13 protein-coding genes are annotated in these 14,625 nt (G+C 60.1%); 3 read left to right on the forward strand and 10 right to left on the reverse strand.

Translation table 11 applies throughout. From position 1 onward, the window contains the following. Positions 1–12: 12 nt before the first annotated feature. Both FIV05_RS02045 and FIV05_RS02050 read right to left on the reverse strand, forming a co-directional pair. Positions 13–2,688: an EAL domain-containing protein gene (locus FIV05_RS02045; RefSeq protein ID WP_152508506.1), complete on the reverse strand. Its 2,676-nt coding sequence runs from the start codon at positions 2,686–2,688 to the stop codon at positions 13–15. A gap of 161 nt (positions 2,689–2,849) precedes the next feature. Next, positions 2,850–3,755 (reverse strand): EamA family transporter, encoded by a 906-nt coding sequence (locus FIV05_RS02050; protein WP_022999776.1) that lies wholly within the window; start codon positions 3,753–3,755, stop codon positions 2,850–2,852. A 262-nt stretch (positions 3,756–4,017) separates the two neighbouring features. On the opposite strand from FIV05_RS02050, the gene dapD reads away from it, so the two are divergent. After that, on the forward strand, positions 4,018–4,872 hold the full coding sequence (gene dapD / locus FIV05_RS02055) for a 2,3,4,5-tetrahydropyridine-2,6-dicarboxylate N-succinyltransferase (RefSeq protein WP_088665171.1): 855 nt from the start codon (positions 4,018–4,020) through the stop codon (positions 4,870–4,872). Between the two features lie 75 nt (positions 4,873–4,947). Here the strand turns inward: dapD and FIV05_RS02060 are convergent, their stop codons facing one another. The 3 genes from FIV05_RS02060 to FIV05_RS02070 are packed head-to-tail and all read right to left on the reverse strand — an operon-like array spanning position 4,948 to position 7,180. Next, entirely contained in the window at positions 4,948–5,541 is a 594-nt protein-coding gene (locus FIV05_RS02060; RefSeq protein WP_022999774.1) for a hypothetical protein, read from the reverse strand. Beyond that, positions 5,538–6,710 (reverse strand): succinyl-diaminopimelate desuccinylase, encoded by a 1,173-nt coding sequence (dapE, locus tag FIV05_RS02065; RefSeq protein WP_062490495.1) that lies wholly within the window; start codon positions 6,708–6,710, stop codon positions 5,538–5,540. The genes FIV05_RS02060 and dapE overlap by 4 nt, the downstream gene beginning before the upstream one ends. Positions 6,711–6,754: 44 nt before the next feature. Continuing rightward, entirely contained in the window at positions 6,755–7,180 is a 426-nt protein-coding gene (locus FIV05_RS02070) for a DUF805 domain-containing protein (protein WP_031268909.1), read from the reverse strand. Between the two features lie 295 nt (positions 7,181–7,475). Between FIV05_RS02070 and FIV05_RS02075 the strand changes: the two genes are divergently transcribed. Beyond that, complete coding sequence (locus FIV05_RS02075) at positions 7,476–9,659, forward strand: mechanosensitive ion channel family protein (RefSeq protein WP_209009830.1); 2,184 nt, start codon at positions 7,476–7,478, stop codon at positions 9,657–9,659. A gap of 377 nt (positions 9,660–10,036) precedes the next feature. After that, on the forward strand, positions 10,037–10,864 hold the full coding sequence (locus FIV05_RS02080; protein ID WP_031268907.1) for a DUF2189 domain-containing protein: 828 nt from the start codon (positions 10,037–10,039) through the stop codon (positions 10,862–10,864). 19 nt (positions 10,865–10,883) lie between these two features. Here the strand turns inward: FIV05_RS02080 and truA are convergent, their stop codons facing one another. The 5 genes from truA to def form a co-directional block, all read right to left on the reverse strand. Beyond that, positions 10,884–11,714 (reverse strand): tRNA pseudouridine(38-40) synthase TruA, encoded by an 831-nt coding sequence (gene truA, locus FIV05_RS02085; protein WP_152508508.1) that lies wholly within the window; start codon positions 11,712–11,714, stop codon positions 10,884–10,886. Next, positions 11,714–12,253, reverse strand: a complete 540-nt coding sequence (locus tag FIV05_RS02090) for an N-acetyltransferase (RefSeq protein WP_152504708.1) — start codon at positions 12,251–12,253, stop codon at positions 11,714–11,716. The genes truA and FIV05_RS02090 overlap by 1 nt, the downstream gene beginning before the upstream one ends. A 22-nt stretch (positions 12,254–12,275) precedes the next feature. Beyond that, positions 12,276–13,214: a methionyl-tRNA formyltransferase gene (gene fmt, locus FIV05_RS02095; RefSeq protein WP_152508509.1), complete on the reverse strand. Its 939-nt coding sequence runs from the start codon at positions 13,212–13,214 to the stop codon at positions 12,276–12,278. A gap of 157 nt (positions 13,215–13,371) precedes the next feature. Then, positions 13,372–14,004, reverse strand: a complete 633-nt coding sequence (locus tag FIV05_RS02100; protein WP_152508510.1) for an NAAT family transporter — start codon at positions 14,002–14,004, stop codon at positions 13,372–13,374. A gap of 36 nt (positions 14,005–14,040) precedes the next feature. Continuing rightward, the gene (gene def / locus FIV05_RS02105; RefSeq protein WP_031268905.1) at positions 14,041–14,559 is read right to left on the reverse strand and encodes a peptide deformylase; all 519 of its coding nucleotides are present in this window, start codon (positions 14,557–14,559) and stop codon (positions 14,041–14,043) included. Positions 14,560–14,625 lie beyond the last annotated feature (66 nt).

A 14,625-nucleotide genomic window follows, 5' to 3' on the forward strand; every position in this document is an offset into this window, starting at 1 on the left:
TGACGGGGCGTCTCAGGACGCCTCGCGCCAGCGCTCCTCGCGAACGAATTCGATCAGCCTGTCCGAGGGCATCGCCGGCGCAAAGGCATAGCCCTGCAGAGCATCGCAGCCGAGATCACGCAGGATCCTGGCATGCTCCATGGTTTCCACGCCTTCGGCGACAACCTTGATGCCGAGCGACTGTCCGATTTCGATGATCGATGCCACCAGGCGGCGCTGGCCTTCCGAATGGGTGATCGGGATGACCAGCTGACGATCGATCTTCAGCCGCTTCGGACGCAGGTGAATGAGGCTGACGATGGAGGCATAGCCCGTGCCGAAATCATCGATCTCGATGTCGATGCCCATGTCCCGCAGGTGTTCGAAATTGGCGGCGATAAGATCGTTCTTGTCGTCCAGGAAGATGGATTCCAGAAGTTCGAACGACAGTGAACCGGGTTCGAAGGCAAGACCGTCGAGGCTCTGCATCAGGTTTGCGTCGTTGAGCCTGCCAGCCGACACGTTGACCGACATTTTCGGAATATGGATTCCGGCCGCTTTCCAGCGCGCGGACTGCCACAGGGTCTGCTCCAGAATGATCCGGTCGATCAGCGGCACCACATTGAGCTCGTCGGCCGTTTTCAGGAACACGTCCGGTGTCAGGATGCCTTCGGTGGGATGGTTCCAGCGCGCCAGTGCCTCGACACCGGTGATCGCCAGCGTTCTCGCATCGAACTGCGGCTGGAAGTACGGCAGGAATTCCTGACGCTCCAACGCACACAGGATGTCGTCGGCAACCTGCTTGTTGCGGACGATTTCCGACTTCAGCGTGTCGGAGAAGAATTCGAACCGGTTGCGGCCGTTGCTCTTGGCCCGGTAGAGGGCGATGTCCGCATCGACCAGCAGGTGCCGGCCGTAGTCGCTCAAGGTCGTGTCGGCCATGGCGATGCCGATGGACACGCCGAAGCGACACTGATGATTTTCGAAAGTCACCGGCTGACGCATCTGCTCGATGATCTTTTCAGCAAGGGCGGCCAGGCTTTTCTCGTCGGTCGGCTCGGTGATGGCAATGACGAACTCGTCACCGCCGATGCGGGCCACGAACTCGCTGGAACTGACGTTTTCCATCAGCACCGACGCGGCATGGGTAAGCATCGAGTCACCGGCTGCGTGGCCAAGCGTGTCGTTGATATGCTTGAAGCGATCGAGATCGATATGCAGCAGCGCCGTCGGCTTGTGCGGGGCCTGCTCGTCCAATAGCTGCCGGTCCAGGAACCGGCGGTTCGGGAGGCCGGTCAGACTGTCGTGCAGCGAATGGTGCTCCATCAGCGCACGGGCATCCTCCAGTTCGCGGTTCCGGTCTTCGGCATTCTGCTTGGCATTGAGCAACCGGGTCTTGAGCTGGAAGTCCTGGGAAACATCCCAGTTGACACCCAGAATGTACCGTTGGCCGCGAGTGTTGGTGTGAACGGCGCCGATGGCCCGGATCCAGCGGGTGGAGCCGTCCTGAAGGATCACACGGAAGTCGGAATGATAAGTTCCGCCGGTGTCGATCGCGTCCCAATATTCCTTTTCGGCGCGCTTCAGATCCTCCGGGTGCAGGCACTCGGACCAGACGTCGTATTGCGACGTGTCGCGCCACTCCGGGATGTCATAAAGCTCCCGCATCCGGCTATCCCAGGTCAGCACACCGGTGTCCAGGTTCAGTTCCCAGATGCCAATCTTGGACGTGTCGAGGGCCAGCTTCAGGCGCTGAGACAGACCTTCCATCTGCACCTGGCGGCGTCTCAGTTCGCGGATATGCCCGCGCCGCTGGTCGTACAGCTGTCCGGCGATGAAGATCGGCAACAGAACCAGCAGCCCTCCGGCCAGCATCAGCAACCGGACTTTCCAGGCATCGTCTGGCATCGCGGACCAACCGCCTCGCGGGATCGCAGCGATCCGCCAGCGGCCGGTTGGTAGAACCACTTCGGACAATACCGGGTTCTGGGCCAATATCTTTTTGTCCCCGAAGAAGACCGTATTGTCTGCCATCGTGGCATCGCGGCCGATAATGGCGATTTCCACGGGAAGTGCAGGATCAAGCAGGCCACTGTCGGCGTAAAGCCGGTCGGCATCAACGACGGCGGCGACCAGACCCCACAGGCGCTTTGTGCCGTCTTCATTTTCCGTGAACACTGGGAAGCGCCCAACAAAACCCCGACCGCCCTGCAAAAGATCGACAGGTCCGGCGAGCACCATCTCGCCCGAATTCACCGCCCGAAGGGCCGCATCGCGCTGCTGCTCGTTTTTCCGATAGTCGAGCCCGATGGCCTTTTCGTTACCGGCCATCGGATACATCAGCCTGACGACAAGATCCGGTGCGCCGGCGACATTGCGAAGCTGCGAGTGATCGCCGATGAGACTGCTGGAAATACGACCGAACTGGTCCTGATCAATATCCGGCTGTGTCGCAATCAGCGCGACAAGCCCCCGGACAAGCTGCAGGTTGCTGTTGATGTTGCCTTCCAGCCGGGCACGGACAATGCCGAGTTGCTCGGCGACATTCGCGCGCGCACTCTGCAGATGCACGGACCGGTTCTGAACTTCCGCGAATATTCCGGCCGCAAGTGTGACGGCAAGGGCAATGCCGATCGCCGCAACGCTGGCCAGGCTGGGCCGTGTCAGAATATGACTGGCTCCAATTCGGGAAAAAAATGTCTTCGGCATCTCATCTCGTTAGGTCGAGAAATCTCCAACGACCGACGATCAGGACACCGCAGTCTTGGAGCTTATCTCAGAATAACCTTAAAAACGAAACAAATGCCTAAAGGTCACTTTACAGTTTGACTGAAGGAATTGAGCCTTGCTGCTTCAAGGTCTCCGCCGCCCTAACGCAGCAGGATAACCCCCACGACCGCCGCAACGATGAGCATGCAGCCGAAAATCTCGGACCGGGCGATCGCTTCCTTGAACACCAGCCATGACACCAGAAAGGTGAACACGAGTTCGACCTGGGCAAGTGCGCGCACATAGGCGACATTTTGCAGCGTCATTGCCGTGAACCAGCCCACAGACCCGGCCACGCCGGAAGCGCCAACCCAGACGGCTGCTCGCCAGGCGCGAAGGCTGGCGCGCAACTGGTCGGGTTCACGCAGGACCATCCAGCTTGCCATGACGATTGTCTGGAAAGCCGTTGCATAAACCAGCGCGTAGGCGGCCTGCATCGGCACCCCGGTGCCTTCCAGCGACAGCGAAGCCGTGCGGTAGGCGACGGCGGACGCTCCGAAAAAGGCAGCCGAGGCAAGGCCGATCAATGCCGGACGTCCGACCAGCGAAGTGCGGATGGCAGCCAGTGTCAACGGAACCCGTGCCAAGGAAATGACCACCACACCGATGACGCCGACCAGAATGCACAGTCCAGCCGCCAGGGAAATGTGTTCGCCGAGAACCACGAAGCCAAAGAGCGCCGCCTGGATCGGTTCCGTCTTGGAATAGGCGGTCCCGACGGCAAAGTTGCGGAAAGAGAACAGGTGGATCAGCAGAAACGTGCCGAGAATCTGCGCCAGACCGCCCAGGGCCCCGGCAATCAAAAGCGTTGGTGTCGGTTCAGGCAGCGGGAACTTGAACACGACGTGCAGCACGGCGGCATAGGCGATCGCGAAAGGCACGCCGTAGCCGAACCGCACAAATGTTGCCCCGGTAGTACCAAGCTGACCTTTCAGGTGTTTCTGGAGGGCCGTGCGCAGGTTCTGGCAGAACGCTGCTGCAATGGTGATCGGGATCCATAATTCCACGGAAAGTACTCTTGTCGATTTTGTTGAATTGATTTCACCCTAGCGATTTGGTCGCCGCTTTAAACTGCCGAGATCGCAACCAACATTTTATTTTTTCTCAACTCATCGACTTGGACGACAGATGTAATCCAGCCAGCAATCCCCCGAGAATGGCGCCTTGTTTGACGGCTAGAGGACATCTGCCGACCCTCACGTGCTTGACAGCACCTTGCCGGGCGGCTTAGGTCCGCGCCAGAAATGTTAACGCCCGGAGACCATCTGCCTGATGACCCACGATCTCGCTTCCCTGTCCAAGATCATCGACGCCGCCTTTGAAGACCGTGCCGCCATCGACACCACGACCACCGGTGAAGTCCGGGACGCGGTCGAGGAAACTCTGAACCTGCTCGACCGTGGCAAGCTGCGCGTTGCGGAGAAGAAGGATGGCGACTGGGCGGTCAACCAGTGGGCCAAGAAGGCTGTTCTGCTGTCGTTCCGCCTGAACCCTATGGACATCATCAAGGGCGGCCCCGGCGACGCCACCTGGTGGGACAAGGTGCCGTCCAAGTTCGACGGCTGGCGCGGCATGGATTTTGAAAACGCCGGTTTCCGCGCCGTGCCGAACTGCATTGTTCGCCGCTCCGCCTTTATCGGCAAGGGCGTGGTCCTGATGCCGTCCTTCGTCAATCTCGGTGCTTTTGTTGACGAAGGCACAATGGTCGACACATGGGCAACCGTCGGCTCCTGCGCCCAGATCGGCAAGAACGTGCACCTGTCCGGCGGCGTCGGCATCGGCGGCGTTCTGGAACCGCTCCAGGCCGGTCCGGTGATCATCGAAGACAATTGCTTTATCGGCGCACGCTCCGAAGTGGTCGAAGGCTGCATCGTGCGTGAAGGTTCCGTGCTCGGCATGGGTGTCTTCATTGGCCAGTCCACCCGCATCGTCAACCGCATGACCGGCGAGATCACCTACGGCGAAGTACCGCCCTACTCCGTGGTTGTCGCAGGCTCCATGCCGACGTCCAGCGTAATGGGCAACGGCGAAGCCGCTCCGAACCTTTACTGCGCCGTAATCGTGAAGACGGTTGACGAAAAGACCCGCTCCAAGACCGGCATCAACGAACTTCTGCGCGACTGACGCAGACCACGGAGCGCCACGAGCGCGCCGACATCTGGAAATCCGGAAAGCCCCGCACTAACCCGGCGGGGTTTTTCATGCGCCCCACAAAAGCCCGACCACCTGGGAAATCACGAGCGTGAGCAAGACATCAAGGACGACCACGCCGATGGTCAGGCTCACGGTTGTCTGAAGCGCGATGCGGGCGACCTGGTAGCGATACCAGATCACGACAAAGAGGCAGGTCAGCGACAACAAGACAACGATGCCAGGCGAGATGACGTCCAGAAGAAACAGGATGTAGGTAAAGAGATACGGCACCGACGCGAGCAGGCTTGTCCAGTTGCGTACGACAATGAAAGACACGTAGCGGTTCGAAATGCCTATCGGCGCTGCCAGCAACGCCAGCAACAACGGTAGTGCCAGCCAGTCCACGCCCATTCCCAGGAACTGGGCAAACCAGTAGCTACCGTTCGGAAAGGCATCGGGATGGTAGAGGTTCTCGGCGAAAAAGAGCCGCTTTTCCGCAAGGCAGCTGACCACATAGACCGGCACCAGCAGAAAGATGACGGAGAACGAACGCCAGAACCCCTGAATGGACTGGTCGAAAAACGCCATTCCTTCCGGACGGTTGCGCAGAAGCAACCAGGACCCGTCCAATGCCGCGCGAATTTCGACCTTGCTGATCAATTCCCGTCTGCTCCGGAAAAATAGCTGAAGAGGAATTTTTTGTAGATTGCAGCCAGCCGGTCAAGGTCCTCAACCGCGACACATTCGTCCACCTTGTGCATCGTCTGGCCGACAAGGCCAAATTCCACGACGGGGCAGTAGTTCTTTATGAAGCGGGCGTCGGATGTTCCTCCGCCCGTTGAAAGCTCCGGAACCCGGCCGGTTTCCGCTTCTACAGCCTTGCTCAGGGCTTCGATCAGGACCTCGTCCCGAGTCAGGAAGGATTCGCTGGCATCGCGCTTGAACTCCAGCCCAAGCGCCAGGTTTCCAAGGTCTACCGCTTCAAGCGTCTCGGTGATGCGGGCCTTGAGGCTCTCCAGCGTCCATTCGTCATTGTAGCGAATGTTGAAACGGGCTTCTGCCCGCGCCGGAATGACGTTGAAGGCCGGATTACCGACATCAGCGGAGACAATCTCCAGATTGGACGGCTGAAAGCGTTCGTTACCCTTGTCCAGTTCCAGCGCATCAAGCGCGGCCAGAAGGCGGATCAGGCCCGGGATCGGGTTGTCGGCCAGATGTGGATAGGCGGCATGACCCTGGACACCCCGGACGGTGATGGTGCCGGACAGCGATCCGCGCCGCCCGACCTTGATGGCATCGCCGAGCACATCCGGATTGGTCGGCTCGCCGACGATGCAGGCATCGAACACATGCCCTTGTTCCCTGGCCCACTGAAGCAGCTTGACGGTGCCGTTGACGGCCGGGCCTTCCTCGTCGCCGGTGATGAGAAAGGAAATCGTGCCGCCAAAATCCGGGCCTTTTTCGGCAACGTAATCAAGCGCTGCTGCCGCAAAGGCCGCGATGCCGCCTTTCATGTCGACTGCGCCCCGGCCAAACAGCATGCCGTTGTCGATGGTCCCCTCAAACGGGCCGTGCCGCCAGTCGCTCTCGGCACCGGCCGGAACCACATCCGTGTGGCCTGCAAAGACGAAATGCGGTGCACCGCTGCCGATGGAAGCAAACAGGTTCTCCACGTCCGGCGTGTCCTCGTCCTGGAACGTGACGCGCGACACGGCAAACCCGGCCTTGCCGAGCAACGCTTCCAGCGATGCCAGCGCTCCGCCTTCGGCAGGGGTCACGGACGGGCAACGGATCAGGTCCTGTGCGATTGCGACGGCGGAAGTGGGCATGAAACAGTCTCTTTGGTTAAGTCGTATGCAAGGCTCACGCGCGTTCAGCGCTTGCGCCAGTAGCTGTTTGGCATCGGGCCATGGCGGTTCGGCTGGCCCTGGCTGGGCACAACGCCGAGAAAGATCAGCATGATCACATTCAGGATCGGAACGAAGATCAAAAGCGCGAGGAACCCGCTCTGACCGATGTCCTGCAGCCGCTTGACGACCAGTGCCAGTTCCACCCATTGCAGAACGAAGAACAGAACCGGAAACAGCGGATTCGTGCCGATGTAGTCGCCGGAAATCATCGATTCAGGCGTCGGTGTTTCAGCGGAGGAAAGCCACCAGATCCGAAGCGCAATTCCGAAGATGATCCAGCTGACAAGGAAACACAGCCAATAGGGTTCCCGGCCCATACGACCGATAGGGCTCAAAAGGGCCCAGATCGGCCCCGGGGCAGTATTCGCGCTCTGTGGGGGCGTTGTCATTCCATCCAGCTCAGGTTCGATTGATCTGGCAAGGAGGTAGACGCATACGCGGGCCGGATCAAGGTCTGTTACACAGTCGCACCGGCCTTGGCCAGTGCGTAATCATGCGAATTGTGCCAGTCGTATAGTTTGCACCCCTATTACCTTGGGTAATTTTAATGGATTTTGCACGTTCGGCGTGCCAATCCTAATTTTGAAGGTTCACTGCCGACGAGGGGGCTCGCTGATGACCGGTGCCTGGAAGACTAGACTAACTGCCTGTGCATTCTCAGTATTTCTGGCGTTCTTGTCCATTATGGCACTGCCGGCCAACGCACAGGACACCGGAAAAAACCTTCCGTCGCAACTTCAGCCCGAAGCCATGGAAAAGCTTGTCTCCGATCTCGATCCGGAACAGGTGAAGGCGCTGACCGATCTGATGACCCTGCTGCAGCAAGGTGCCGCAGCCAAGGGCGCGCAGACCCCGCCTCCGTCAGAGGAAGTCGAACTGATCGAGAAGGTGCAAACCGCAGCAGATCAATTCGGTGCGCTGATTGCCAACAGTTTCCGAACAGTGCCGGAGCTCTTCAGCAGCCTTTTCTCCAGTATCGGCGCGCTGATTGCGGGAACGGTCGCAGGACCCGTGCATATCTTCATCGGTGCGATTGCACTTATCCTGGCCGCCGGTTTTGCCGCCGAGTTCCTGGTTAACCGGCTATTCGCCTCCCGCCGGGAGAAAATCCAGAGCCACGCGCCCCACAGCCTCTTTGAAACTGTCAAACTGGTCTCCACACGTGCCGCGCTTGATCTTGGCGGGCTGATCGTTTTTGCAATCGTCGCCTTCGCTGTCGGCAAGATCGCGATTTTCGATCCTGTTGCCAGAGCTTTTGCCTTTCAGGCAGTTTACTGGATCGTTTTCCTGCCACGCATCGTCGCCGCTCTCCTGCGTTTTGCCCTGGCGCCGCATCGTAGCGAGTTGCGCCTCGTCACCGCAGACGACACCACCGCCAAGTCGCTTTACCGCAGCTTCACGAGCCTCTTCGCCTTTGTTGGCGTCACGTTCTTCCTGCGTAACATCATGATCGAGGCGGGCGACGGAGATGTTGCCGAAACCTTCCGCTTCTTCATCGGCTTTGGCGTCAATCTCTGGATCGCCATGGTCATCTGGAACGCCCGTCATGGCCTGACGAGCATCATTCTGGGTGATGAGCACCAGCCAACCAGCGGCCTGGAACGCATGGCCCGGTTCTGGCCCTACTTCTCGATTGCCTTCATCGCCTTCAACTGGCTGCTGGTTCAGATAACAACCAGCATGGGCATCGAGGCGCTGACCGCGGGACGCTCTCTCGCCGTGATCGCGTTGGTAGTGTTCGCGCCGTTTCTCGACACGATGGTACGCGGCATCGTCTCCCACATCGTTCCGCCCATGCGCGGGGAAGGGCCGGTTGCGGAAGCTGCCCACATGCAGACCCGGCACAGTTACGTACGCATTTCCCGCGTGGCCCTGCTTGCCTTCCTGGTACTGATGGTCGGCAGGATCTATGGTCTCAATCTGCTCGCGCTCGGTGCGGAAGACGGGTCCTCGGTCGCCCGGCATACGGTTATCTTCCTGCTTATTCTGGCCGCCGGTTACCTTGCCTGGGAAATCACCAATCTCTGGGTTGCCCACCAGCTCGCCAAGGATTCGCCGCCGCCTTCTAACGAAGATGAAGACGCGGAGATGGGCGGGGCCGGAAAGTCGCGACTTGCAACGATCCTGCCGTTGATCCGCATCGTTGTGCAGATCACGATCCTGACCCTGACCACGCTGCTCGCCCTCAGCCAGCTGGGCATCAACATCACGCCGCTTCTGGCCGGTGCCGGTGTCGTTGGCCTGGCAGTCGGCTTCGGGGCGCAGACCCTGGTGCGCGACGTGGTTTCAGGCATCTTCTTCCTGATGGACGATGCCTTCCGTCTGGGTGAATTCATCGATGCGGACGGCACACAGGGCACTATCGAGAAAATCTCGATCCGGTCCCTGCAGTTGCGCGGCACACGTGGTGCCGTTCATATCGTTCCCTATGGCGAAATCCCGAAGCTCACCAACCTGTCCCGAGACTGGGTGATCATGAAGCTGAAGTTCACCGTTCCTTTCGACACGGATGTCGAGAAGGTTCGCAAGCTCTTCAAGCGGATCGGCCAGGAAATCATGGAGATGGAAGAGTTCAAGGACGACATTCTGGCCCCGTTCAAGGGACAGGGCGTTGCCGATGTCGACGACGTCGGCATCGTGGTGCGCGGCAAGTACACCACCAAACCCGGCAAGCAGTTCGGCATCCGCAAGGAAATCTACAAGCGCGTTCAGCAGGCGTTCGAGGAGAACGGCATCCAGTTCGCGCGCAAGGAGGTGCGGGTCAACATTCCCGACACCGCGAAGCTGGACGACAAGCAGAAGGAAGCCGTCACAGCAGCAGCCGCTGCCGCGGCCGCCGACATGGACAAGAAGCCGGCTACCGAGTGAGGCCCTGCCTTGCTTCGCCTGCAACAGACCGGCCTGCCGCTTCGCCTGTGTGAGCGGTGGGCACAGCGTTCGTGGCCCCTCTTTCGAGACGCCGCTATCGCGGCTCCTCAGGATGAGGCGATACGGGCAAGAAAGGCTTCAGCAAACCGCAGCCTCATCCTGAGGAAGCCTCCAGGCTGTCTCGAATAATGGGCCCAAAGATCCTGCTCCCCATTTTCACGACCGGATAACCCGACACGCAGGTCTGCCCGCGCTTCACGTCGGATTTAACCGGCGCATAAGCCCTTCTCCCGATTGAGCCGGACACCGTTCCGTGCCTAAGATTGCCTGTCCGCGGGAGGCGGGCGGGCAATATGCTTTTGGGAGGAAGCCGCCTGATGAGTGACAACACGTCAACCCCGCACGGTAGCGGGGCATCCGCAACAACTGGATTGCGGCCCATGCCAAAGGTCAACAAGATTACCGTCAACGACGTGATCGACGCGTTCGCTGCGGGTCTGGCCGATTTCCGCAGGGCGCCGGTCTACGGTCTGGCGATCGGCGCGTTTTTCGCTCTTGGGGGCCTGTTCGTCGTCTTGAGCGCGGCCGCCCTCAACATGAGTTACCTGTCCTATCCGGCAGCGGCCGGCTTCGTCTTGATCGGGCCGTTCGCTGCGGTTGGCCTCTACGAGGTCAGCCGGCGTCTCCAAAATGGCGAGGAGCTTTCCTGGTCGCGCATCTTCGGCACAATGTGGGCCCAAAAGGGGCGGGAACTTTCCTGGATGGCCTTCGTGGTTCTGTTCATCCAGATCATGTGGATGTACCAGGTGCGCCTGCTGCTCGCGCTGTTCCTCGGCTTCCGGTCATTTGCCTCGTTCGACGAGTTTCTGACCCAGGTCATCTCCACCCCGGAAGGCCTGATGTTCCTCGCCGTTGGCCACGTGGTGGGTGCAATCCTGTCGCTGATCCTGTTCTCGCTGACCGTGGTGTCTTTCCCGTTGCTGATGGAAGAAGATCGGGACTTCATCACCGCCATGATCACCAGCGTGCGCGCCGTGTTCACATCGCCCGTACCGATGATCGGCTGGGCCTTTGTCGTGACCGCGGTTCTGATCGTCTCGATGGCACCGGCGTTCCTTGGCCTTGTCGTGTCCCTGCCGATCCTCGGTCATACGACCTGGCATCTCTACAAGAAGTGCGTGGAGATACCTGAGGAGACGTTGTGACGGGCTCAAGGGGATCCTCTCACGCGTCGCCGTCTTCTTCGCCTTCTCCGTTCGCCAACACGGCTTTGCGGGCTTGCCAGTCCTTCTTGAGTTCGATGTCCATTTCGGCGGAACGGTAGTCGACACGGGTCAGGTAAAGCCCGTCTGCCGGCGCCACCGGGCCGCAGGCGTTCCGGTCGCGGGCTTGAAGGGCCCTGGTGACATCACCCGGCCCCCATTTGCCCTCACCGACCAGACGCAGGGAGCCGACCATCGAGCGCACCTGATTGTGCAGGAAGGACCGTGAGGCGCATTCGGCAATGACGAACTCGCCCTCGCGGTAGACCCGGAATTCCTCCAGCGTCTTTTCCGGGCTTTTTGCCTGGCAGCGCGTATGGCGGAAGGTGGTGAAGTCGTGATGACCGACGAATTCCTGCGCGGCCGCGTGCATGGCGTCCGCATCGAGATGCACCTTCACATGCCAGGCAAGCCCAAGCTGGTGGGTGAGCGGCGGCAGCCGATTTTGAATGCGATAGCGGTAGGAGCGGCGGATCGCGGAAAAGCGCGCGTCGAAGCCTTCGTGCATTTCCGCAGCATCCAGGATCACCACCGGATGGGGCTGGCAATGGAAATTCAGCGCCCCCATGACCGTTCTTGCGTCCCAGTCCTTCGAAAGATCCACATGGCAGACCTGCCCGGTGGCGTGGACGCCGGTGTCTGTGCGACCGGCGCCGCCAATGGTCACCTCCTCACCGGAGAATGCCTTGACGGCACGTTCGATCACCGCCTGGACCGACGGCGCGTTCGCCTGGCGCTGCCAGCCGCTGAACGGCCTGCCGTCATATTCCACCGTCAGTTTGTAGCGGGGCATTACTCGAATTCTTCAAAGGGTGTGGCGAAGGCCACCTCGATTGGCAGGTCCCGCGATCCGGCTTCCGTCAGCGCAAGCGCCATGAAGGCATCGCCCGCATAAGGCCCTTGCACCTTGCGTGCCAGCACGGGATCGAAACCGAAGCGCGGATAATAGGACGGTGGGCCGAGCACCAGAACAAGGTCTTCTCCCAGATCCTTCAGGCTTTCCAGAGAGGCCTTGATCAGCGCCGAACCGATGCCCGTCTTCTGCAGGTCCGGCCAGACGGAAACAGGCGCAAGGCAGACAACCTGCATGCCCTGCCCCGGACCGATGGCAGCCGGGGTGACACGGCTATAGGCGATATGTCCGACGATCCGGCCGTCAGCGTCGACCGCGACCTGTTCCAGCACCAGAGCGCCGCAATGACGCAGCGTGTGCACGAGGCGGGCTTCCATGTCTGACGGAAAGGCAGCGGTGACCAGCTCTCTGACGGAAGCTTCATCGTCAGATGTCACGTTTCTGATGGCAAGGCCGGCAGCTTCGGCGGCTTGGGTCATGTCGGTCTCCTCGAACCTCAGATTAGTCCAGAACCGTGCCGTCAGAAAGCGATGCTCCGCGCAGGAATTCCGCGCCGCTCATCGGCTTCTTGCCGGCCCGTTGAACCTGTTCCAGACGTACGGCACCCGTACCGCAGGAAATCACCGGCACATCCCCACCGGTGTGGACGGATCCCGGCGTGCCGGAGCCTTCGCCAAGCGTGCTGCGCAGAACCTTGACCCGTTCCATCTTGCCGCCGAGCGGCATTTCGCACCAGGCACCGGGAAAGGGTGACAGGCCGCGAATGTGGTTGTGAACCTCCGCAGCCGGTTTCGACCAGTCGATCCGGGTTTCCTGCTTGGAGAGCTTGGCCGCGTAGGTGACACCTTCCTCGGCCTGGGTCTGGTCTCCAAGCGCCCCGCGCGACAAGGCCGCCAGCGCCCGAACCATCAGATCCCCGCCGAGCGAAGACAGCTTGTCGTGAAGGTCACCGGCCGTCATGTTCTCGCCGATGGCAACGGTTTCCGACATGCAGACGGCACCGGTATCGAGCCCCTCTTCCATGCGCATTACCTGAACGGCTGTTTCCGTGTCACCGGCCATGATCGCCCTGTTGATGGGCGCTGCGCCGCGCCAGCGTGGCAACATGGAAGCATGAAGGTTGAGACAGCCGTATTCCGGCGCTTCCAGGATCGGTTTCGGCAGGAGAAGGCCGTAGGCAACTACCACCGCGACATCTGCATTCAGGGCCGCAAAGGCCTCCTGCTCTTCTGACCCTTTGAGGCTCTGCGGCGTGAACACCGGAATACCGAAAGATTCAGCGGCCTCGTGAACCGGCGATTTCTTCAGATCCATGCCCCGTCCCGCAGGACGCGGCGGCTGCGAATAGCAGGCGACCACGTCGTGGCCCTGGCCGACGATTTCCATGAGGGTCGGCACCGAGAAATCCGGGGTGCCCATGAAGATGACGCGTAAGGACATGAGGCTCCTGAGGGGTTTTGAAGATCTGCGCCCTTATTGCGTCTCACGGCGGGTGTTGCAAGGGGGCAGCGTGCGTTGTTTGACACCCCTGCAACCAGTGCCACTCCTTCCCGAAAGTGCGAAATCGATCAGGCCTGCCGCGTGGCGTCAGCTCGCTTCAAGCCAGGCCTGGCAGCAGGACCTTTAGGCTTCCGATCATCATTTCCATCGCAATGGCTGCCAGGATCATCCCCATCAGGCGGCTCATGACGCTGGTTGCGGTCTGGCCGAGGAACTTTGACAGGAAGGGGGCGGCAAAGAATGTGCCTACGAGTACGGCGATGGAGGCGGCAATGGCAGCGATATATGCAATTTCGTGGGAAAGATCCGTGACCTGGCCACGGTAGATAATCATGGTCGAGATCGTTCCCGGTCCGAGCAGGATCGGTACGGTCAGCGGATAGATTGCAGGATTGTCCTGTTCGGAATGATGTTCCTGTTCCTCGTCCGTCCCATGATGCGCCTTGCTCTTCTCACCGGAGATGAGGTTGAGCGCGATCAGGAGAATGAGGAAACCACCGGCAAGCCGAAACGCATCCAGGCTGATGCCGAAGACCTTGAGAATGGTGTCGCCCGTGAGACCGATGAATGCTGAGCCAAGGGCAAGGCCGACCAGCACCGTCAGGGCAACCTTGCGCTCAAACCCCGGCCCCTTGTCGGCGGTGAGCGACAAGAACACCGGCAGGTTTGCAATCGGGTTCATGATTGCAAAGAGCGCAGCGAAGAGTTTCAGGAACAGGACCTGATCCATTTATGCCGCCCCCGGTTTCAGCCAGGCAGCAGCGGATCAGAGTTTTCCGGCCAGCTTTGCCTGCTTGGTGAATTTCTTGACAACGCGTTCGCGCTTCAGCTTCGACAGGTAGTCAATGAACAGCTTCCCGTTGAGATGGTCAAGCTCGTGCTGAATACAGGTTGCCAGAAGCCCGTCGGCCTTGATCTCCTGTTCGGCGCCTTCCCGGTTGAGAAACTGGACCGTTACTTCGGCAGGCCGCTCGACCTCCTCGTAGTAATCAGGGATCGACAGGCAACCTTCCTGATAGACGGACAGGTCCTCGCTCGACCAGACGATCTTCGGATTGATGAACACCATCGGCTCTTTCGGCGCGTCTTCCTTGGCGACGTCCAGCACGAAGATGCGTTGCAACAGCCCGATCTGGCTGGCGGCAAGTCCGATGCCGGGGGCATCGTACATGGTTTCCAGCATATCGTCGGCCAGTTTGCGGACGTCGTCGTCAACGGTCACGATAGGTGCACACACCTCGCGCAGGACCGGATCGGGAATGGTGATGATCGGGCGTATTGTCATGCGCCTGACATAAGAAATCGGAGCGCTCCGGTCAACGCGGAAATAGCGCGGCAGCCTCCCGTTTTC

The sequence above is a fragment of the Labrenzia sp. THAF191a genome, from assembly GCF_009363335.1.
GTDB lineage: Bacteria > Pseudomonadota > Alphaproteobacteria > Rhizobiales > Stappiaceae > Roseibium > Roseibium algicola.